This window comes from Pelotomaculum sp. FP (assembly GCF_004369245.1).
Taxonomy (GTDB): domain Bacteria; phylum Bacillota; class Desulfotomaculia; order Desulfotomaculales; family Pelotomaculaceae; genus Pelotomaculum_C; species Pelotomaculum_C schinkii.
Map to the genome: position 1 here is coordinate 51,261 of NZ_QFGB01000001.1, position 20,010 is coordinate 71,270.

Consider the following 20,010-nt stretch of genomic DNA (forward strand, 5'->3'; position numbering starts at 1 on the left):
GCAACATTTTTATAAAATCATTACGTTATTATGACGAATTTTTTATGAAATTGATGTACCGTTAATAACCAACTAAATTGCCAGCAAAACCCTGCTTTAAACAAGAGACTGTCGAACCGGTGCGCAGAGAATTGTATTAGAAGGGATATACCCCGCTGAACACCTCTTCGGCCGGTCCGGTCATGTAGACATGGTTATCACCTGCCCACTCGATTAAAAGGGCGCCCGTACTTAAATGGACCGTAACCAGCCGGCCGGTGTACCCGTTTAAAGCACTGGCTACACCGGTCGCGCAAGCGCCGGTGCCGCAGGCCATGGTTATGCCAGCCCCTCTTTCCCACACCTTCATATTCACTTCGGAACGGTTCAATACCTGTACAAATTCCACGTTGGTCTTGCGGGGAAAGGCTGGGTGAGTCTCAAAACGGGGACCCAACCGGGACGGAGAAACTGCCTCAACGTCAGGGACAAAGATAATGCAGTGGGGATTCCCCATGGAAACCGCTGTAATCCGGTAAGCTGTCCCATCGATCTCCAATTCCTCATCAACAACCCGGCCAGGAGCCCCCAACATGGGGATATCTACCCGCTCAAGGCGCGGTTCACCCATATCCACCCTGACCAGCGTTACTTGGCCGTTCTCTATGATCAACTCTGGAATGCGAATGCCGGCCAGGGTTTCCACCCGTATTTTTTTCTTTTTAACCAGGTCGTGCTCAAACAGGTATTTGGCTGCACAGCGGATGACATTGCCGCACATCTCGGCCTCACTGCCGTCGGAATTATAGATGCGCATGTTAACATCGGCTGTACGCGAGGGGAGCAGCGGCACTAAACCGTCTGCGCCGACTCCGAAATGACGATCGCAAATTTTGACGGCCAGTTCTGGAAAACGGTCTAAATCCAGCTCCTGTTCAAAACCGTTGACCAAAACGAAATCGTTGCCCAGACCCTGCACTTTAGTAAATCGCAAGCCTACAGGAACCTCCTTTAGCTTTTAAAACTTGATCCGCCATATATTTTACCCTATTTACACACGCAGGTACATATTATCCTACAAATTTACTTTTTACTGTCTTTTAGGCCATACATATACAACGTTTTGTTATAAGTGTCTGAACTTATTTAATTTTTACAACTATTTCAACTTCCACGGCAGCTCCCAGCGGCAGTTCACTTACCCCGACGGCGGACCTGGCATGCCGTCCCGCCTCTCCGAAAATTTCACCGAGTAACTCTGAAGCCCCGTTGATCACCTTGGGCTGGTTGACAAAACCCGCTGCGCTGTTGACGAAACCGGTTACTTTGACAATCCTTTCCACATGATCAAGGCTGCCTGCCATCTCCCTGACCGCGCTTAAACAGTTGACGGCACAGATTTTTGCCGCTGTATAGCCCTGGTCTTCCGTCAGTTCACACCCCATTTTGCCCTTGTACGCAAGCTTCCCATCCACCAGGGGGAGTTGGCCCGAAGTGTAGATATACTTGCCGACCATAACCGCCGGTACATAGGCCGCTACAGGTTTGGGGACCGGGGGCAGTTTCAAACCCATACTTTCCAGCTTTGCTTCATACATATGCTCATCTCCTTCGTAATCACATAATAACATGCCCATTACAGTTATAGAGATTCTTTTTCGTTTGGCTCATGCTTTGTTATAGGTGGGCTATACTATAAAGAATGTTGACCAAGAAAGGAGCATGCCTGTGCCGGATCATACCGGACCCAGGGGACCTGCCGTCAACCCCAGTTCTTAATACCTTTTGGTAGCCAAGCCGGGGAGCCACCCCGGCTTGTTTTTCGAGATGCCCTTTATCTACCGGCCTCTATGTAATATAATGTAACAGGATCTGCCAGGTTACTATCTTGTCGAATCCCCTAAGAACAGTTTTAGTCTTCAAACGGAGGAATATACCATGCCTTTTGACGGCCTGGTCCTGGCTGCCGTGCGCCAAGAACTTGAGGTAAGATTTTTAGGTGCCCGCATAGAAAAAATCTACCAGCCGGAGAGGGATGAACTTGCTCTTATCCTGCACCAGCCCGGCCTGCGGCAGCGGCTGCTCCTCTCGGCCCATGCCCGGGACGCGCGGGTCCACCTGACGGCAACCGCAAAAGAAAATCCCGTCAGCGCTCCCCTATTCTGCATGGTGCTGCGCAAACACCTGGAAGGCGGGCGAATTCTTGCATTTGAACAGCCTGGACTGGAGCGGGTACTGATTATTAAGATTGAATCCCGCGATGAACTGGGACGTTTATCTGAAAAACACCTGGTCTGCGAGATTATGGGCAAACACAGCAACATTATCCTTTTAGACCCGGACTCAAGAATTATCCTTGACGGGATCAGGCGCTACTCGCACTCGGTCAGCCGTTACCGGGAAGTACTGCCGGGCCGGGATTACCTCCCTCCGCCTGCCCAGGGCAAGCTCAATCCCCTGGCGCTGGACGAGGATGGATTCCGCCAGATTTGTCTTGACGCGCCGCTGGAAACCACCCTGCCAAACTTGCTGCAGAAACGTCTGGAAGGCTTAAGCCCTGTCACCTGCCGGGAAATTGTGCACCGGGCCAACCTGCCCCTCGACTTGCCTTTGGACCAGTGCGGTGATTATGACCTGAGAGCCCTGTGGACAGCGCTTTGCACAATAATCATCCCCGCCAGAAAGGGAGAATTTGAACCTTGCCTGCTTACCGGCAAGAAAAGGGAACCCCTGGACTTCGCGGCAATCGACCTCAGCCACACAGGTAAGAATAGCAAGTACAACGGCATGAATGCGCTGCTGGACTTTTTTTTCACCGCCCGCAGCCACCAGCAAAAATTCAGCCTTCAGAAAAACGTTGTTACCGGCTTGCTGAACAAAGAGATTACCCGGCTGGCCAAAAAGGTGTCTATATATAACGAGAGTATGGATGATACAGCAGGGGCTGATCGGCTCAGGCTATACGGTGAACTGCTGACGGCCAACCTTTACCGCCTGGATAAAGGGATTGCGGAAGCTCGCCTGGAAAATTATTACGATCCCTCCTGCCCCCTCGTAACCGTACCCCTCGACCCGCAGTTAACGCCTTTGGAAAATTGCCGGGTTTATTTCAAAAAATATGTTAAAGCAAAGCATACCCGTGCTGCGGTAGAGTCGAGGCTGGCCTTGGCCCGGGAAGAGCTCAGCTACCTGGAAGGGGTTAAAACAACCGTGGAGCAGGCCGGCAGCCAGGCCGAACTGGATGAAATCAGGCAGGAACTAACCGAGCAGGGTTACCTGAAAATGCCCGTCCCACGACCGGGCACAAAGAAAAACAAGAAGGAGCGGCTTATACCCAAGCCTCACTCCTTCCGCTCTTCCGATGGCTTTACAGTTTTCGTGGGTAAAAACAACAAGCAGAACGACTACCTGACTTTGAAAATGGCCGTCCAGGACGATCTTTGGCTGCATACCAAGGATATCCACGGAGCGCACGTGATTATCCGTGCGGAAGGGAGGGAAATCCCTGCCAGGACGCTGGAGGAGGCCGCCGGGTTGGCCGCCTTCTTCAGTAAAGGACGCTCTTCGACAAAGGTGGCGGTAGACTACACCTTGGTCAAGCATGTACACAAGCCCAAGGGAGCAAGGCCCGGCATGGTCATCTACGAACACCAAAAGACCATAATGGCGGCGCCCGATGAGGATAAAGTTGAAATGCTAAGAGCCCCGGAGCCGGACCAAAGTCAAGCCTAATAGAGCTGAAAATAGATATTCATCATACCATAACGAAACCCAAAAAATGTTGGTATGAATTAATGTGAAATTGTTTACAGCCCGATATATACGAGTGTATCGCAATGTAAAGGTCATTGTTAATTGGTTCTCGAAAAGCCTCATGCGTAGTGGGCTTGGGGTTATCCTCCGCTCTCTTCGCAATTCTCCATTTGTGCAACAAGAGTGTCATGCCGACCGCATCTACAGACAGCCATCCGCTAGCTACGCGCTATTCAAGCTTTTCTGCAAGCTACGCACGCGCTAAGGAACGCACCCAGGTGCAGGCTTATACTGCATTTCTTACCGGTCAGTCGTAGGGCGTAGGCTTATACTGACTTGTATCTGGGTCAGGCGTAAGGTGATGATCCCCGGGTATTATTTTTTACGCCTTACGCCTTACGGCCTACGGCTATTTTAGCCCCAAGCCCGCAAGTCAAGCCTTTTCGAACAATATTCTTGAGACAGGTGAGGTAAATGACGTGGAATATGTCTCCCCATTGTCACTCTCCAGTGTGCATTTTCATTGGTAGCTTATACTTGTTTATAGAACAGCGTAATGCTTCTATCTTAACCTGTGTTTAATCCTGCGCGATAAACAGTACTTGTCTTTAAGTTCTGCTGCCCGGCTTGATTGCCGGAATGCCCTGCCGGCAGAGCGGGCATTCCTCTGGCTCGTAAGATACTACCTCCATGGTCAGGAGCGCTTCCGTCCTGACCCCCAGGTCCACCGTGCCGTTGCTGCGGTCAACCAGCACCCCCGCGCCCACGACCTCGCCGCCCAGACCGCGCACAACTTCAATGACCTCCCGTACCGAGCCGCCTGTCGTAACCACGTCCTCAACGACCAGGACTTTTTCCCCCGGTTCAATAGAAAAGCCCCGCCTGAGTTTCATCATGCCGTTTTCTCTCTCTGTAAACAGGCTGCGCACACCCAGCGCCCGTGCCGTTTCATACGAAACGATAATGCCGCCCATGGCCGGACCGATAACTGCCGACACCCCTTCCCCCTGAAACCGTTCCGCCAACTCACGGCAGAGTGTTTCCGTATAATTGGGATGCTGCAAAACCAGGGCGCACTGAAAGTACCGGTCCCCGTGCCGGCCCGAAGTCAGGCGAAAATGGCCGGACAGCAAAGCCCCGGAATCTTGAAAGATTTTAACAACCTCATTTTGTGATAACATGACGCACCTCTCTATTCAAGTATCCGTAAACACTGATATCTTAGACACTCATGCCGCATGAGCAGCATCTGCTGAGAATGAAATAATGCTATTTCCCCTCGCCAGTGAAGTGAATCGTAATATCAACAATCTCCGGATGGTTCCCAATCCGGATCGGCGGACCCCAGGTCCCGAACCCAGACGACACGACAATTTGGAAATCCCCCTTACGGAGGTACCCCCAGTCGGTTTCAAAAATCCTCTTGGTGATCAGGTTAAACGGAAACAACTGCCCCCTGTGAGTATGTCCGGATAGCTGCAGGTCTACGCCCTGCAGCCGGGCTTCTTCCAGATGGCTAGGCTGGTGGTCCAGCAAAATCACCGGAAAGGAGCGGTCAACGCCAGCCATCACTGCTGACAGCTCTTTGCGGCCGGACCCTCCGAAACGTTCTCTCGAGCTGTAGTCGCGTCCGGCGATATAAAAGCTGCCCGCAACTTTAAGACAGTCATCGCGCAACACCGTAACCCCAGCCTCCGAAAGATAATGGCAGGCCTCTTCCGCATGCCCCCCGATGTATTCGTGGTTGCCGAAGACAGCGTAGACCCCGTACCTGGACTTTAGCTTTAAGAAGCTTTCCGACATCTTTTGCTCTACAAAGGGTCCTATATTTTCATCAATAATGTCTCCCGGCAACAACACTATGTCGGGGTCAAGGCTGTTTACCCTGTTGATCATGGCCATAAGCCTGCCATTGTGGACAATATTACCAAGATGGATATCCGACACCACTACCATATGAAGCGACTGCAGACTGCCGGCCTGTTTATCAATGGTAAGATCATAACTGGTGAGCTGCGGGTTCCTTGCATTCCAGGAGCCGTACAGAACAATCCCCAACACCGCCACGACTACAACAAGGCCTGTTACAGCCGGAAACTGCTTCAGGCCGTGCGGTAAAAAATGCAGCCAGCGGTCTGCCAGACGTAACAGGTCGACCAGGATTAATGCCAGTACAAAAAAATTCATGGCAGCCAGCCAGTATGAGCCTACCACCGTCAAGCCCGCGCTTAGCGAGTCCGGCATGAATTGAGCCGCAAACCGGCCGATCAGATAAGAAAAGGCCAGGAAAGAAAAAACAATCCAGTAAACCACACCATACCCGGCGGGTATCAGCCTGCCGAAAGCCTGCCAGCCGCGGATACCGATATAGTAGTTTAGACCCGCAAAAATCATGATAAATGCGGCCAGGAACAGCATTAGTTGTGTTTTCATTACCAACCCGTCTGTAATGGAATTGCGAAAATCATTAAAACTAATTATAACTTGCTCACCGGAAATTTCACACTGCCCTTTAAAGAGTTTTTTCGTCTTTCATAAAAAACAACACTTCCCTGATAAGACTAAAACCCGCCAGTTCAATTGTCACCGGCAGGAGTTTTTTTCCCTTGTATTTATTCTTAAATCTAAGTGTATGTAAACCCGGCTTGCGTTGAGCTCAAGTAATTAAAGTCCGGGTGTTCATTTTTTATTTCAGCAATCAATTTTAAAAACACATCAACTAATCCTGGATCAAATAAAGAGCCGCTGCAGCTCTTTAACTCCGCGCATGCTTCAACGAAATTTTTTGCTTTTTTATACGGCCTGTCTGTAGTCATGGCATCAAAGCTGTCGGTTATCCGGAGGATTCTTGCCTGCAGAGGTATCCCCTCTCCGGCTAGTCCTTCCGGGTAACCCGTTCCATCGTAATTTTCATGATGGTGAATTATAGTGGGGATTACTTTTTTCAAGGAACTTATTGGCCGTACTATATCGCCGCCCCATTCCGGATGCTTTTGTAGAATTGCCAAATCTGAAGGTTTTAAGGCCTCTGTACTATTCAATATATCGCGGCTAATTTCGAGTTTGCCGATATCATGCAGGATAGCGCCATATCTCAGTATAAGCATTTCTTCGGTGGTGAAATTCAGTTTCTCCGCCAGTTTAAGGGAATAATACACCACCCTTTCGGAATGGCCGAAGGTGTACCTGTCCTTAGCGTTGATTATCGTCAGTAAGGTTTTGATGGAATGAAAAAAATCTCTTTCAGCGCCATTAAAACTATCACGAAGGTCATCTATTACTGAAAAGTACAACTGTACTCTGTTCCTGCTGTACTTGGCCTTATACATTGCTTCATCGGCCAGGCGGAGAAGCCCCTCGGGGGTACTGCCTTGCTCCGGAAAGCCGGCCACACCGAGAGAAACCGTAATTCTCCCATTGGGCAGGACTTCCGCTCCCGGAAAGGAATGTGTTTCTATTTTTTTACGAATTCTCTCTGCTATTTTCAGTCCCTCACTATTTGTGTCCGGCACTATTACAGTGAATTCGTCACTACCGTAGCGTGCCGCAAAGCATGGCCGCCATTTCACCACACTATTAATAATACCAGCGACCTGTATGAGCACTTCGTCCCCTTGCTGATAGCCGTAGTTTTTATTATAGAACTTAAAGTAATCGATATCCAGCTTAATTAATGAGAGAGACTTGTTGTTTTTTTCCGCCGACTCAACGCTCTCACGCAGGACTTCCTGAAAGTGCCGGTGGTTTGACATACCGGTCAGGTCATCGGTGTTGGCTAAGAGGGTCAGGTTTTCCCTGGCCACCCTTTCGGTATCGGCAAAACCCCCAAACAGCCAGGCCAGCGTAAATAAAACCATACTGTTGATGATATCCGCCTGAAACTTGACACTTGGGCCGGGTTCAAAACCGGCTTTAAAATCAAAATAAAACAGGATTGCACCGGAAAAACCCGCAGTTATAAGCCCGGCGGTTTTACCAAGGCTTGTCGAGGCAATGATAACCGGTATAATAAAGATAATTTTAACGATACTGTCAGCTTTTCCGGTCAAAAACAAAATACTGACAGCGGTTATATAAGAAAACAAAAGTAAAAATGAATCAGTTAGGTTGGGATTACTTGCCAGCAATACACCCGAAACAATCCTATTCACGATATAATAAAAGACCGCCAGTCCAATGAAAGCTCCCATTAATGAAATAAGTATTAATTTATAGAGACCACCATCCAAAGGAACATTAGTCATAGTAAGAAAGGCCATGAAAAAAATAAGCACGCTTATAACATGTGCTACCAGGATGTGTTCAGAGATGCTTTCTTTTCTTATTTCTTCCCATCTTTTCATAAATACACCCCATTTTAAACGAGGCCGGGTAATCCCGGCCTCGTTTAAAAGGACACCTTATTTTAGTAAAGAAGACGGAACCTTGGGTTGATACCACATGTTAGCACACATTGGTCCTATTACACCGCTACTAGCAAATGATACAAGAAGTGTAAATAAACTAAAAAGAACGGCGTTTTTAATATGTTTCATTCTTATCACCTCCTTTATCAGTAAAATAAAGCAATAACCTATCATAATAACCTACAAGAGCATGTCCTGGTTTTGTTAGCATAAAAGACTGCCAGAATATACTTATATCAATTGCGATAATAAATGAAGCAGTTCTATCAGAAATAAGGATAATTAAGATGACTTGCGCTATTGTTATCAACACAAGCAACAGAAAAGAAAAATACCGCCGGTTTTGAATGTGCCGCTCCGAAACAATTGGCAAATTAACTGGAGCCAACTTGTAAACTATAGTATAAGAAAATAAAACACTAAGGACTGTAAGGATTATTAAAACATATAATGTAAAGTATTGGCCGGCAATGAATGAAAGCTCGGCAAAAGAAGGTATTAACAACATGCTTAATATCGTACATCTAGTTGCAGAGCTGCAGTGGGCGCCACCGGCAAAATTCTTAAAAAGAAACATAACTATTATTAAAATGACAGCTTCTCTAAGTGGTCCTATAAGCCATGCTATTAGCAACACCAAAAGTAATGTTACGGATGTATGAAATATTAATTCTAGACTGTAAGCCACAACTTCCCGGTTATCACTGTCGAGGTTGAGTGCATCACCCATATAGGATGCGATACGCTGGCTAATACCCATTAAATATCATAACCTTCTTTCACTTGTTGTTGTATTAAACCGGTTAAGTTTCTTATTCTTATAGTTTAGAAATATAGCAAGTCCAAGTAAAACGATTTCGTAAGGCAAACAAAAAATACCTCTCAAAAGCGGTGAAACATTAACATCCTCATATGACAGGTGAGTAATATTAAGTAATGGTTCCGCATACAATATCTGCATAGATAGCAATATTACAAAAACTAAAATAGTAAAGCCAAATATTTTTGTAATTTTTTCTTTGGTAACCAATCTCACATATACAGCAAGTGTGATGATCAAAATTAATGTATGTACTCCAAAAGCTATCGGTAAAAGACGAATAAGGTTGGTAAAGGTCTGTAATATGGCTACAATTAATATCTTTTTATAATCAAACCTTAGACGCAGCAAGGCAAAAACTGCTAACGCAAATATAAAACTTTCAGGAAAGTCCTGAAACAGTAGTGAAAGCAACTCTTTTTGATACTGCAGCATCTTCAGCCCCCTGCTTTTTTACCTTAAATTGTAATGTAATTCGGAATTAGCTCGCACTATTAAATATACCAAATAATAACATTATAATAATTGAATCCCATTTAATAATGAGCCTTGCCATTACTGCAAAAATAAGGCACTTGAACTACTGTGCTGTTTTGAAATTTAAGTATTCTACTAACTCCTATATTTTCCTTCAAATTATATTTAAATCTTAATAAAACTTGTGGGAAAGCGTTCAAATAAATAGCCAACATACAAAACTTAATCATCAGCCTGACAAGCTATAACAACGTAAAATCAAAATAATATCTCTCGTTAACCTCATTGTAATAAATAATTAAGTCTTTAATTAATTTCAATAAATTACCATGACAAGACCGATACGGTGAGCTATTTTCAACAAATTCACAATTTATGTAATACACTTACCGGAGTCCTAAATAAATTTCCACCACATTTGAATATACTCCTATTTCCAAGAAATAAATAAGGCCACACCGCTTAAGTGTTGGCCCATTGCTGTACTGCTTGCCAAATGCTATCACTATACATATTCATTACATGCTATGAATTTCAGTTAGTATGGCTTTTACAGCCTCTAGCTGGTCATGAGCCGCAGTGACCGGTCTTCCGACAACCAGGTAGTCAGCCCCTTGCTTCAGAGCCTCCCCGGGTGTCAGGGTCCTCTTCTGGTCATTAATCGCCGTTCCTGCCGGACGTATACCGGGCGTGATGATGGTGAAGTCCGGTCCGCAGGCTTTCCTGATCGCAGCTATCTCCAGTGGTGAAGCTACCACCCCATCCAGGCCGGCCTCCCGCGCCATCAAAGCCCAGGCAACGACGCGGTCCTGAATTGTACCGGAATGACCCATCTCTTGTTTGAATGATTCCTGGTCAAAGCTGGTCAAGACCGTAACTGCCACTACAAGAGGGCGAACTGTACCGGCTTTTTCAGTCTCATCGCGTGCAGCCTCAACCGCTGCCCGCATCATCGCTTTGCCTCCTGCAGCGTGTACATTCAAAATTGCAGCTCCCTGCCTGGTGAGAGCCCGGGTCGCCCCGGCCACAGTGTTGGGGATGTCATGCAGTTTCAGGTCGACAAACACGGGTAATTCTTTCTCCCTCAGCCGGAGCAGGACCTCTTGTCCGGCACTGTAATAAAGCTGCATGCCAACCTTAAACCCACCGGCATAAGGTCCAATTTTTTCAGCGAGCTTTAGCGCTTCCTCGACATTGTCAACGTCAAGGGCAATAATTAGCGGGTTTTTAAAACTGTGCATCTCGTCCTCCGTACTAAATTAATGCTATCTCAGATAATTAGGGATCTCAAAAGGTATTTCAATTAACATTTCAACAAATCCCATATACTGACCGTCTCTGTACCACGGAGTCTGGTACACAAGCTTCTTGACACCGTTCTTTTCGGTCGTGTAACAGTTTACAGTCTGATCTTTGAGCATCGCTGCCAGTTTTTTTCGAGCGCCCTTCGGATGACACTCCAGCAGGTTGGCGCCTATCAACAGCTTACCCCCGTCTTTTGCAAAAACCTGGCAGGATTTTTCGTTCATATCCAAAATTATTCCTTCGGGATCGCAAATGGTAACTGCAACATTGGCATCTCTAACCCAATCTTCCATATGCATAAAAACAACCCCTATCCTTAAAGAAATAACCTCAATATCCCAAAAAAAATGTTCCGGGTACGCATCGCGATCTTATCTTCTACGGGTGCTGCATCAACAGTATGATTGCCTAAGTCTTCATTCTTCGCCGGCACTTCTCAGCGGTACAGTCTACTTCGTTAAGAGTTGCAGCGACAGGGCCAATTAACCGTGCGCAGCCCCGATAAGTTCTTTGATATCGCCGACACCATTTTCGCTTAAGTATTTTTCAATACCCTCCAGCACATCGATAGTGGCGCGAGGGTTGACGAAGTTGGCGGTGCCTATGGCTACGGCGGTGGCTCCGGCTAATATAAATTCCAACGCGTCTGCAGCGGTTGCAATGCCGCCCATGCCGATAATGGGCAGTTTTACAGCCTGGTAGACCTGCCAGACCATGCGCACCGCAACAGGCCTGACGGCGGGACCAGAAAGCCCTCCCATAGTGTTGCCAAGTATGGGACGCCTGGTTTTGATATCAACAGACATACCCAGCAGGGTATTAATCAAGGAAATAGCGTCCGCTCCGGCTTCCGCCACTTTTTCAGCAACAGCCGCGATACTGGTGACATTGGGAGATAGCTTGACTACCACAGGCAGCTCACTGTTCTCTTTGACCGCCCGGGTTACCTCAGCCGCCATGGCCGGGTCGCCGCCGAACTGCATGCCGCCCTTTTTGACATTGGGACAGGATATATTAACCTCCAGCCCGGCCACACCACCAGCCCGGCTGAGCCTGGCAGCGAGCCCGGCGTAATCCTCCAATGTGTCACCGGAAATATTAACAATGACCGGGACGTCGAAGCCGGCCAGGTAGGGCAAAGCCTCGTCGATAAAATGCTCAACACCGGGATTCTGCAGGCCGATTGAGTTGAGCACCCCGGCAGGCGTCTCCACCAACCTGGGGGTCGGGTTCCCGGCGCGCGGCTCCAGGGTTGTCCCTTTTACCACTATAGCGCCAAGCCGGTTTAAATCGATATAAGGAGCGTATTCCGGCCCAAACCCAAAGGTCCCCGAGGCTGTGGTCACCGGGTTTTTCATCCTGATGCCGCCGACGTTGACGGAAAGGTCAGGCTTGGATATTGAAGCATTGTCACTGTCTGAAATCATTCCCAGCTCACCTCCCCTGATTGAAAGACAGGGCCTTCCACACAGACCCGGTGGTATACGGACCCGCCATCCCCGGTCTTTACTTTACAGGCGCAGGACAGGCAGGCGCCCACGCCACAACCCATCCGTTCCTCCAGGGATACTTCACACGGTATCCCCCACCGTGCCGTAATCTCACTTAGCTTTCTCAGCATGCCGTGTGGCCCGCAGGCATAACTTTTATTCATAATTAAATTCTCACCTGCTCCAGGGCCGGGAGCAAAGTCACTATTTTGCAGATAGTTTTCAAAAAGTGTAGTTACACTCCCGTGGAAGTCCCTGGTACCATCATCAGTCGCTATAAATACGCTGTGGCCAAGCTCCTTAATCTCGTTTCCCAAAAGGACCTGTTGGGAGGTAGCGGCGCCCTGAAAGACAGTGGCTTTGATGCCCAGGCCGGCAAGCTCCTGCAAAAAGAAGTAAAGTGGCGCAATTCCAATGCCTCCGGACACTACGATAACTTTTTCATTCCCCTCAGGTATTGTAAAGCCGCGCCCCAGGGGACCAACGATGCTGACCATATCGCCGGATCTGTGCCCGGCCAGAAGAGATGTTCCCCTGCCGGCGACCCGGTAGAGCAGAGACACCTCGCCGGTACGCCTGTCCACCGCGTTTATACTTATTGGCCGGCGCAGGAGGGGGTCATGCGTACTGCCGCAGCGCACGTGCAGAAACTGCCCCGGCCTGGCCCGTTCCGTCACGGATGGAGCTGCCAAATCCATCCGGTAATACCCCGGGATGACTTGTTTGTTTTGAATAACCTTTGCGTCAGTGACAAGAGACAAATCTGAAACCCCCCTTTTGGGTCGTGGGACGTGGGTCGTGAGTCGTGGGTATATACTGCATTTCTATTGGGTCATGGGTATACTGCATTTCTAATAGATTAGATAACCTGCCGCAGAAGTTACGCCGGCAGTAGGATGAAAACGTGAGCCGGTGTGGGTGCGATTTCAATCGCACACGGCGCGCCGGCGCCGCACTTGCCGGATCGGAGGTAGCATTTGTGCGAATAAATTCGCACCTACATTTTTTTCGTGAGTCGTGTGTCGTGGGACATGGGTATATACTGCATTTCTAATGAGTTTAATAAGGCTTTGCCGATATTTCGTGCTCGCATACGTGAGACAAGGGATGGTTCTCACGTCTCACGTCCCACGTCTCACGTCTCACGTCCCATATTACCGGAGGTACTCCTGCAGCGGGACCATTTTGAAATCACCGTCTTCTTTATGGCCGGCCAGCACGTCCAGGATCACCCGTGCGGTGTCCAGTGAGGTCATACAGGGCACACCATGCTCCACTGCCGTGCGGCGAATCTGGAAGCCGTCCCGCTCCGGGTTCTTGCCCCTGGTCAGGGTATTTATGACCAGGTTGACCTTGTTGGCCCTGATGCAGTCAACTATATTCGGGGAACCCTCGTGTACCTTCTTGACCTGGTCGACCGGCAGCCCTGCCTCCTTCAGCATAGCCGCGGTTCCCGCGGTGGCCCGGATTTTATAGCCCAGCTCCGCCAGCCCCTTGATGATGGGCAGGGTCTCTTCCTTGTCCCGGTCGGCGATGGTAACCAGGGCGGTCCCTTCCCTGGGGAACATTCTGCCCGCCGCCAAAATGGCCTTATAAAACGCCCGGTAAAAATCACGGTCAACCCCCATCACCTCACCGGTGGATTTCATCTCCGGCCCCAGTGAAATATCGACCTGGAGCAGCTTGGCGAAGGAGAAGACCGGCACCTTGACGCCTACAAATTCACTTTCCGGGTAAAGCCCGCCCTGGTAGCCCAGTTCCTTTAAGGTCCTGCCCATAATCAGCCTGGTCGCCAGGTTGACCATGGGGATACCGGTAATCTTGCTAATAAACGGTACCGTCCGGCTGGAGCGAGGGTTTACCTCGAGCACATACAGCTGTTCCCCCTGCAGGACGTACTGAATATTAATCAGGCCTTTGACGTTCAGCGCTTTGGCCAGCTGGGTAGTGTAGGCCACCACCTGCTCTTTGGTGCGCCGGCTCAGCGTCTGGGGCGGGTAGACAGCGGTACTGTCACCGGAGTGCACCCCGGCTCTCTCGATATGCTCCATGATGCCCGGGATTAAAACGTCCGTCCCGTCAGAGATGGCGTCAACCTCCAGTTCCTTGCCGGAGATATATTTATCCACCAGCACGGGGTGTTCGGGGGTAACTTTGACGGCGCTGGACATGTAGCCTAAAAGTTCCTCGTGGTTATATACAATCTCCATGGCGCGCCCGCCCAGGACATAGGAAGGCCGGACCAGCACCGGGTAGCCTATATCATTGGCTATAACCACGGCCTCCTCCACGGAAAAGGCAGTCCGCCCGGGCGGTTTGGGTATGCCCAACTCAATCAGAAGTTGATCAAACCTCTCACGGTCCTCCGCCCGGTCAATATCTTCAACGGAGGTGCCGAGGATTTTTATACCGGCGTTTTCCAGGGGCTTGGCCAGGTTGATGGCGGTCTGGCCGCCGAACTGGACGATAACCCCCTCCGGTTTTTCCCGGTCCAAAATGTTCAGCACATTCTCCGCAACCAGAGGTTCGAAATACAGCCGGTCGGCCGTGTCAAAATCTGTGCTGACAGTTTCCGGGTTATTGTTAATGATGATGGCTTCATAATTTTCCTCCTGCAGCGCCCACACCGAGTGCACCGAGCAGTAGTCGAATTCAATTCCCTGACCGATGCGGATGGGCCCGGAACCCAGCACCACCACCTTACGGCGGGTGGAGGCCTCCGCTTCGTCCTCCTGATCGTAAGATGAATAGTAGTAGGGCGTCTCAGCCTCGAACTCGGCGGCGCAGGTGTCGACCATCTTAAACGTAGGCAGGATTCCTTGCTCTTTGCGCAGGGAACGTATATCTGTGACGCTCAGGCCGGTCTTTTTAGCCAGGTAGGCGTCGGAAAAACCGAATTTTTTAGCTCTCTCCAGCAGCCCGGGGCTAAGCTTTGCTGCTCCGGCGGCCTTGATTTCTTCCTCAAGGAGCAGTATGCCCTGGATTTTCTCCAGGAAAAAGTGGTCAATCTTGGTTATTTCGTGGACCTTCTCACAGGTCATGCCCCGGTACAGCGCCTCCGCCACCAGGAACAACCGCTCGTCGTCGGCGCCAGCCAGCCTTGCTTCAAGTTCCTCAAGGCTTAATGTTTCCACACCGGGCAGATCCATGTGATCGAGGCCGATTTCCAGGGAGCGGACGGCTTTTAAAAGCGCCCCCTCAAAGGTGCGGTTGATCGACATGACCTCTCCGGTGGCCTTCATCTGCGTGCCCAGTGTACGGTCCCCCTTGGCAAATTTGTCAAAGGGCCAGCGGGGGTACTTGACAACTACGTAGTCGAGGGCAGGCTCAAAACAGGCGTAGGTTTTGCCGGTAACGGCATTCCTGATTTCATCCAGGTTCAGGCCGATAGCGATCTTGGCGGCCACCTTGGCGATAGGGTAGCCGGTGGCCTTGGAAGCCAGGGCCGAGGAACGGGACACCCGCGGGTTGACCTCAATGACATAGTACTGGAAGCTGGCCGGGTCAAGCGCAAACTGCACATTGCAGCCGCCCTCGATACCCAGGGCGCGGATAATTTTCAGCGAGGCGGTCCGCAAAAGCTGGTATTCCTTATCACTCAAGGTCTGGGAGGGCGCCACCACGATACTGTCCCCGGTATGGATTCCCATGGGGTCAATGTTTTCCATATTGCAAATGGTGATGCAGTTGTCGGCGCCGTCCCGCATCACCTCGTACTCAATTTCCTTCCACCCCACCACACACTGCTCGATCAGCGCCTGGTTGATAATGCTGTATTTCAGACCTTTGGTGGTGATGGCCCTGAGTTCCTCCATGGTGCGGGCAATGCCGCCGCCGGTGCCGCCCAGGGTATAGGCCGGCCTGACAATCAGCGGCAGGCCTACTTTTTCGGCAAAGGCCATTGCTTCATCCAGGGTGGATACGATGGCGCTGTCAGGGACGGGCTCGTTGATGGCCTGCAGCATATCTTTGAACATTTCCCGGTCCTCGGCCCGTTTAATGGCGTCCAGAGGGGTGCCCAGGAGCTTCACCCCCTCCTGTTCCAGTACGCCGGACTCGGCCAACTGGAGGGCCAGGTTGAGGCCCACCTGCCCGCCCAGAGTGGGCAGCAAACCGTCCGGCTTTTCCTGCCGGATAACCCTGGTTACAAATTCCAGGGTCAGGGGCTCGATATAGACACGGTCGGCCATATTGGCGTCCGTCATGATCGTGGCCGGGTTGGAATTAATCAGGACCACTTCCAGTCCTTCTTCCCGCAGGGAGCGGCAGGCCTGGGTGCCGGCATAATCAAACTCTGCCGCCTGGCCGATAACAATGGGGCCGGAGCCAATTACCATAACCTTCTTGATATCTTGCTTGAGCGGCATGTTACGCCTCCTTCCCGGTCATCATGTCCATGAATTGATCAAAGATGTATTCTGAATCCTTCGGCCCTGGTGAGGCCTCCGGGTGATACTGCACTGAAAAAACGGGCAGGAATTTATGCTTTAGCCCTTCCACCGTACCGTCGTTCAAGTTGCGGTGGGAGACAATGACATCCAGGCCCCGCATTGATTCCTCGTCAACAGAGAAACCGTGGTTGTGTGAAGAAATGTAAACCCGGCCGGTAATCAAATCTTTCACCGGGTGGTTGGCTCCGCGGTGGCCGAACTTCATCTTGTAGGTCTTACAACCCATGGCTAAACCCAAAATCTGATGGCCAAGACAAATGCCCAGGATGGGCACGTGACCTACCAGTTCCCTGGCGGTCTTAATCGCATATGGTACGTCGGTGGGATCGCCAGGTCCGTTGGAAAGGACCACCCCGGCCGGGTGCAGGGACATGACTTCTTGAGCGGTGATGTTGTAAGGCGCCACTACCACTTCGCAGTCCCTCTCCTGCAAACAGCGAATGATGTTCTGTTTGGCGCCGAAATCGATCAGCGCCACCCGGCGCCCCGGTCCGGGAAAGGTGTAGCTTTTCGTCGTAGCCACGGTGGGTACAAGCTCCTGCCCGGTCAACTGGGGGCAGTTTTTGGCCCGCTCCACCAGTGCCTGCACGTCGTTGGTAGCGGTGCTGATTACGCCGCGCATGGTCCCGAAACTACGGAGATGTCTGGTCAGAGCCCTGGTATCGATGCCGGAGAGACCTATCACATTCTCCTTTTTAAGGAAGCTGTCGATGGTTTCGGCCAGGCGCCAGTTGCTCGGCTGCCTGCACTCTTCCCGTACCACAAAACCGCGGACAAACGATCTTTTAGACTCGAAATCCTCTTTCATGATACCGTAGTTGCCAATGAGAGGATATGTCATCACCACAATTTGACCGCAATAGGAGGGGTCGGTAAGGACCTCCTGGTAACCGGTCATACCAGTATTGAATACAACTTCTCCCCATCTCTCGCCGGTTGAGCCGAATGCTTCGCCGGTAAATATGGTTCCATCTTCCAGAGCCAGCATTGCCTGCATAAAAACACCTCCGCTATCTAAAAGACTTTTTTTTATGAAATAAACTACCTCTAGGCTAAAACGTCTTTGTAGCAGCCTAATAAGACAGGCACTTGCGGCAATAAGTTATTCCAAGCTATCCGCTATGCGGCGCTCCGCCATCACCAACCGTCCCCCCACAATGGCAGCCCAGGGCAAGCCTTTTAGCGCCCGGCCGGCAAAGGGTGTATTCCTGCCCTTGCTCTCAAAAAGGGACGGGTCCACTGTTTCTGACGCGGTCGGGTCAATGATGGTGATGTCGGCTGGGGCGCCGGCCCCCAGGGTTCCTCCGGGTATGTTCAGCACCCGGGCCGGATGCAGTGTCATCTTCGTCACTGCCTGCAGCGGTGTCAGCACGCCGCCGGCCACCAGTTCGGTCCAGACCAGCCCCATCGCTGTTTCCAGCCCGACCATGCCAAAGGGCGCGCGCTCGTATTCAACATCCTTCTCCTCAATGGTATGCGGGGCATGGTCGGTGGCGATTACATCTATGGTCCCGTCGGCCAGCCCTTCTTTAACCGCAGCCACGTCAAAAGCTGTGCGCAGGGGCGGGTTGACTTTGGTCGATGTATCGTAGCCGACTACCGCTTCATCGGTAAGGGTGAAGTGGTGAGGGGTAACCTCGGCGGTTACCCGGATCCCCCTGGCCTTGGCCTCGCGGACCAACCGCACCGAACCGGCAGTGCTGACGTGGGCGATGTGCAGCTTGCAGCCGGTCTCTTCGGCCAACAAAAGGTCGCGGGCCACCATTACCTCCTCGCTGGATGCGGGTATTCCTTTTAAGCCCAGCAGGGTAGACACGTACCCCTCGTGCATCATCCCACCCAAAGACAACTCTTTATTTTCACAGTGAGAGATGACGGTCATGCCCAGCATCCGGGCGTACTGCATGGCCCGGCGCATCAGACCGGCGTCGGCCACCGGCTGTCCATCATCGGAGAAGGCCGCCGCGCCGGCTTTTTTCATATCGCCCATTTCGGCCAGCTCTTCCCCCCTGCTCCCGCGGGAAATGGCGCCTACCGGATAAACGCGGGCCAGGCCAAGCGCCGCAGCGGTATTTTTTATATATGATACCAGGGCGGCGTTGTCGACTACCGGGTTGGTGTTGGGCATGCAGGCTACAGAGGTAAAGCCCCCGCGCACGGCGGCGCGGGCGCCGGTAAGCAAGGTCTCCTTCGCTTCATAGCCTGGTTCGCGCAGGTGCACATGCATATCAACCAGACCCGGCACAACCAGCTTGCCTGACGCGTCAATTACCTCGGCTCCGGCGGCGCTCAGGTTCCTGCCGATCCCGGCAATTCTGCCGTCAGACAACAAAACATCCTGTTCAAGCATTCTGCCATCCACAGGCTCGACCACTGTACCGCCTCTAATAAGCAGCTTCAATGTGGGCACCTCCTGTCAACAGGTATAATAGCGCCATACGCACCGCAACCCCGTTGGTAACCTGTGTATTAATAACCGATTGCAGGCCGTCAGCCACCTCGGGAGATATCTCCACTCCCCGGTTCATCGGACCCGGATGCATCACCAGGGCGTCCGGGGCGGCCAGTTTGAGCCTGTCCCGGTTCATGCCGAACATGACGGCATACTCACGCAGGCCCGGGAACAGGCCCTGCCGCTGCCTTTCCAACTGGATCCGGAGGATGTTGACCACGTCGGCTCCTTCCAGAGCCTCATCGAGGTCGTTGTAAACGCGGGCGCCTGTCTTCTCGATACCGGGCGGCATCAGGGTGGCCGGACCGGCCAGCCTCACCTCGGCTCCCATCGTGGTGTAGCCCCAGATGTCGGAGCGGGCTACCCGGCTATGCAGGATATCACCGACTATGGCAACTTTGAGTCCTTCCAGCCGGCCCTTCTTTTCCCTTACCGTAAATAGGTCCAATAACGCCTGAGTCGGGTGCTCGTGGGCGCCGTCTCCAGCGTTTATTACTGAAGCGTCCACGGTACGGGCCAGCAGTTCCGGAGCCCCGGCCATGGGGTGGCGCAGTACCACCACATCCGCTCCCATGGACGTGATAGTACGCGCGGTATCCTTAAGGCTTTCTCCTTTGCTGACACTGCTGGTCGCCGCGGCAATGTTGACCACGTCGGCGCTCAAGTATTTTGCCGCCAGTTCAAAGGACGTCCTGGTGCGGGTACTGGCCTCGTAAAAGACCGTCACCACCGTCCGCCCCCGCAGGGTGGGGACCTTTTTTATTTGCCTTTTTATTATTTCCTTCATGGGTTCAGCCGTGTCCAGGATCAGCTTGATTGTCTCAGCCGGGATATTTTTCAGGCTGATCAGATCCTTCCCGTTTATGGCCATAAAACC

The 20,010-nt window shown here is 51.2% G+C and carries 16 protein-coding genes; 1 reads left to right on the forward strand and 15 read right to left on the reverse strand.

Annotated features, from left to right (window positions below; translation table 11 throughout):
- Positions 1–136 precede the first annotated feature (136 nt).
- Both dapF and Psfp_RS00215 read right to left on the reverse strand, forming a co-directional pair.
- A complete protein-coding gene (dapF, locus tag Psfp_RS00210; protein ID WP_134216537.1) occupies positions 137–973 on the reverse strand; it encodes a diaminopimelate epimerase in 837 nt (278 codons plus the stop codon).
- 148 nt (positions 974–1,121) lie between these two features.
- The gene (locus Psfp_RS00215; protein ID WP_134216538.1) at positions 1,122–1,577 is read right to left on the reverse strand and encodes a RidA family protein; all 456 of its coding nucleotides are present in this window, start codon (positions 1,575–1,577) and stop codon (positions 1,122–1,124) included.
- A gap of 340 nt (positions 1,578–1,917) precedes the next feature.
- On the opposite strand from Psfp_RS00215, the gene Psfp_RS00220 reads away from it, so the two are divergent.
- Positions 1,918–3,711 (forward strand): NFACT RNA binding domain-containing protein, encoded by a 1,794-nt coding sequence (locus Psfp_RS00220; RefSeq protein WP_134216539.1) that lies wholly within the window; start codon positions 1,918–1,920, stop codon positions 3,709–3,711.
- Between the two features lie 629 nt (positions 3,712–4,340).
- On the opposite strand, the gene pyrE is transcribed toward Psfp_RS00220, so the two are convergent.
- The 13 genes from pyrE to Psfp_RS00290 form a co-directional block, all read right to left on the reverse strand.
- Positions 4,341–4,913, reverse strand: coding sequence for an orotate phosphoribosyltransferase (gene pyrE, locus Psfp_RS00225; protein ID WP_134216540.1), 573 nt, complete (start codon positions 4,911–4,913; stop codon positions 4,341–4,343).
- An 88-nt stretch (positions 4,914–5,001) separates the two neighbouring features.
- Positions 5,002–6,165 (reverse strand): metallophosphoesterase, encoded by a 1,164-nt coding sequence (locus tag Psfp_RS00230; protein ID WP_190258500.1) that lies wholly within the window; start codon positions 6,163–6,165, stop codon positions 5,002–5,004.
- 191 nt (positions 6,166–6,356) lie between these two features.
- Positions 6,357–8,075, reverse strand: a complete 1,719-nt coding sequence (locus Psfp_RS00235) for a diguanylate cyclase (RefSeq protein WP_134216541.1) — start codon at positions 8,073–8,075, stop codon at positions 6,357–6,359.
- A 178-nt stretch (positions 8,076–8,253) separates the two neighbouring features.
- On the reverse strand, positions 8,254–8,898 hold the full coding sequence (locus Psfp_RS00245) for an accessory gene regulator B family protein (RefSeq protein ID WP_134216543.1): 645 nt from the start codon (positions 8,896–8,898) through the stop codon (positions 8,254–8,256).
- 6 nt (positions 8,899–8,904) lie between these two features.
- Entirely contained in the window at positions 8,905–9,393 is a 489-nt protein-coding gene (locus Psfp_RS00250; protein WP_134216544.1) for a hypothetical protein, read from the reverse strand.
- 560 nt (positions 9,394–9,953) lie between these two features.
- Complete coding sequence (gene pyrF / locus Psfp_RS00255) at positions 9,954–10,676, reverse strand: orotidine-5'-phosphate decarboxylase (RefSeq protein ID WP_134216545.1); 723 nt, start codon at positions 10,674–10,676, stop codon at positions 9,954–9,956.
- A gap of 24 nt (positions 10,677–10,700) precedes the next feature.
- Positions 10,701–11,039 carry a diguanylate cyclase gene (locus Psfp_RS00260; protein WP_243120399.1) on the reverse strand — a complete coding sequence of 113 codons (339 nt, stop codon included), beginning with the start codon at positions 11,037–11,039 and terminating at the stop codon, positions 10,701–10,703.
- 183 nt (positions 11,040–11,222) lie between these two features.
- Positions 11,223–12,167 carry a dihydroorotate dehydrogenase gene (locus tag Psfp_RS00265; protein ID WP_134216546.1) on the reverse strand — a complete coding sequence of 315 codons (945 nt, stop codon included), beginning with the start codon at positions 12,165–12,167 and terminating at the stop codon, positions 11,223–11,225.
- Complete coding sequence (locus Psfp_RS00270) at positions 12,164–12,991, reverse strand: dihydroorotate dehydrogenase electron transfer subunit (RefSeq protein WP_134216547.1); 828 nt, start codon at positions 12,989–12,991, stop codon at positions 12,164–12,166. Before Psfp_RS00270 ends, Psfp_RS00265 begins: the two co-directional genes overlap by 4 nt.
- Before the next feature lie 393 nt (positions 12,992–13,384).
- Positions 13,385–16,597, reverse strand: a complete 3,213-nt coding sequence (carB, locus tag Psfp_RS00275; protein ID WP_134216548.1) for a carbamoyl-phosphate synthase large subunit — start codon at positions 16,595–16,597, stop codon at positions 13,385–13,387.
- A gap of 1 nt (position 16,598) precedes the next feature.
- Positions 16,599–17,678: a glutamine-hydrolyzing carbamoyl-phosphate synthase small subunit gene (gene carA, locus Psfp_RS00280; RefSeq protein WP_134216549.1), complete on the reverse strand. Its 1,080-nt coding sequence runs from the start codon at positions 17,676–17,678 to the stop codon at positions 16,599–16,601.
- Between the two features lie 105 nt (positions 17,679–17,783).
- Entirely contained in the window at positions 17,784–19,082 is a 1,299-nt protein-coding gene (locus Psfp_RS00285; RefSeq protein WP_134216550.1) for a dihydroorotase, read from the reverse strand.
- Complete coding sequence (locus Psfp_RS00290) at positions 19,066–20,004, reverse strand: aspartate carbamoyltransferase catalytic subunit (RefSeq protein WP_134216551.1); 939 nt, start codon at positions 20,002–20,004, stop codon at positions 19,066–19,068. Before Psfp_RS00290 ends, Psfp_RS00285 begins: the two co-directional genes overlap by 17 nt.
- Between the last annotated feature and the right edge of the window lie 6 nt (positions 20,005–20,010).

What these genes read in the sequence shown, in the direction of transcription:
- Psfp_RS00215 (WP_134216538.1), bottom strand. Translation starts at nt 1,577, where the DNA reads ATGTATGAAGCAAAGCTGGAAAGTATGGGTTTGAAACTGCCCCCGGTC.
- Psfp_RS00220 (WP_134216539.1), top strand. Translation starts at nt 1,918, where the DNA reads ATGCCTTTTGACGGCCTGGTCCTGGCTGCCGTGCGCCAAGAACTTGAG.
- pyrE (WP_134216540.1), bottom strand. Translation starts at nt 4,913, where the DNA reads ATGTTATCACAAAATGAGGTTGTTAAAATCTTTCAAGATTCCGGGGCT.
- Psfp_RS00230 (WP_190258500.1), bottom strand. Translation starts at nt 6,165, where the DNA reads ATGAAAACACAACTAATGCTGTTCCTGGCCGCATTTATCATGATTTTT.
- Psfp_RS00235 (WP_134216541.1), bottom strand. Translation starts at nt 8,075, where the DNA reads ATGAAAAGATGGGAAGAAATAAGAAAAGAAAGCATCTCTGAACACATC.
- Psfp_RS00245 (WP_134216543.1), bottom strand. Translation starts at nt 8,898, where the DNA reads ATGGGTATTAGCCAGCGTATCGCATCCTATATGGGTGATGCACTCAAC.
- Psfp_RS00250 (WP_134216544.1), bottom strand. Translation starts at nt 9,393, where the DNA reads ATGCTGCAGTATCAAAAAGAGTTGCTTTCACTACTGTTTCAGGACTTT.
- pyrF (WP_134216545.1), bottom strand. Translation starts at nt 10,676, where the DNA reads ATGCACAGTTTTAAAAACCCGCTAATTATTGCCCTTGACGTTGACAAT.
- Psfp_RS00260 (WP_243120399.1), bottom strand. Translation starts at nt 11,039, where the DNA reads ATGCATATGGAAGATTGGGTTAGAGATGCCAATGTTGCAGTTACCATT.
- Psfp_RS00265 (WP_134216546.1), bottom strand. Translation starts at nt 12,167, where the DNA reads ATGATTTCAGACAGTGACAATGCTTCAATATCCAAGCCTGACCTTTCC.
- carB (WP_134216548.1), bottom strand. Translation starts at nt 16,597, where the DNA reads ATGCCGCTCAAGCAAGATATCAAGAAGGTTATGGTAATTGGCTCCGGC.
- carA (WP_134216549.1), bottom strand. Translation starts at nt 17,678, where the DNA reads ATGCAGGCAATGCTGGCTCTGGAAGATGGAACCATATTTACCGGCGAA.
- Psfp_RS00290 (WP_134216551.1), bottom strand. Translation starts at nt 20,004, where the DNA reads ATGGCCATAAACGGGAAGGATCTGATCAGCCTGAAAAATATCCCGGCT.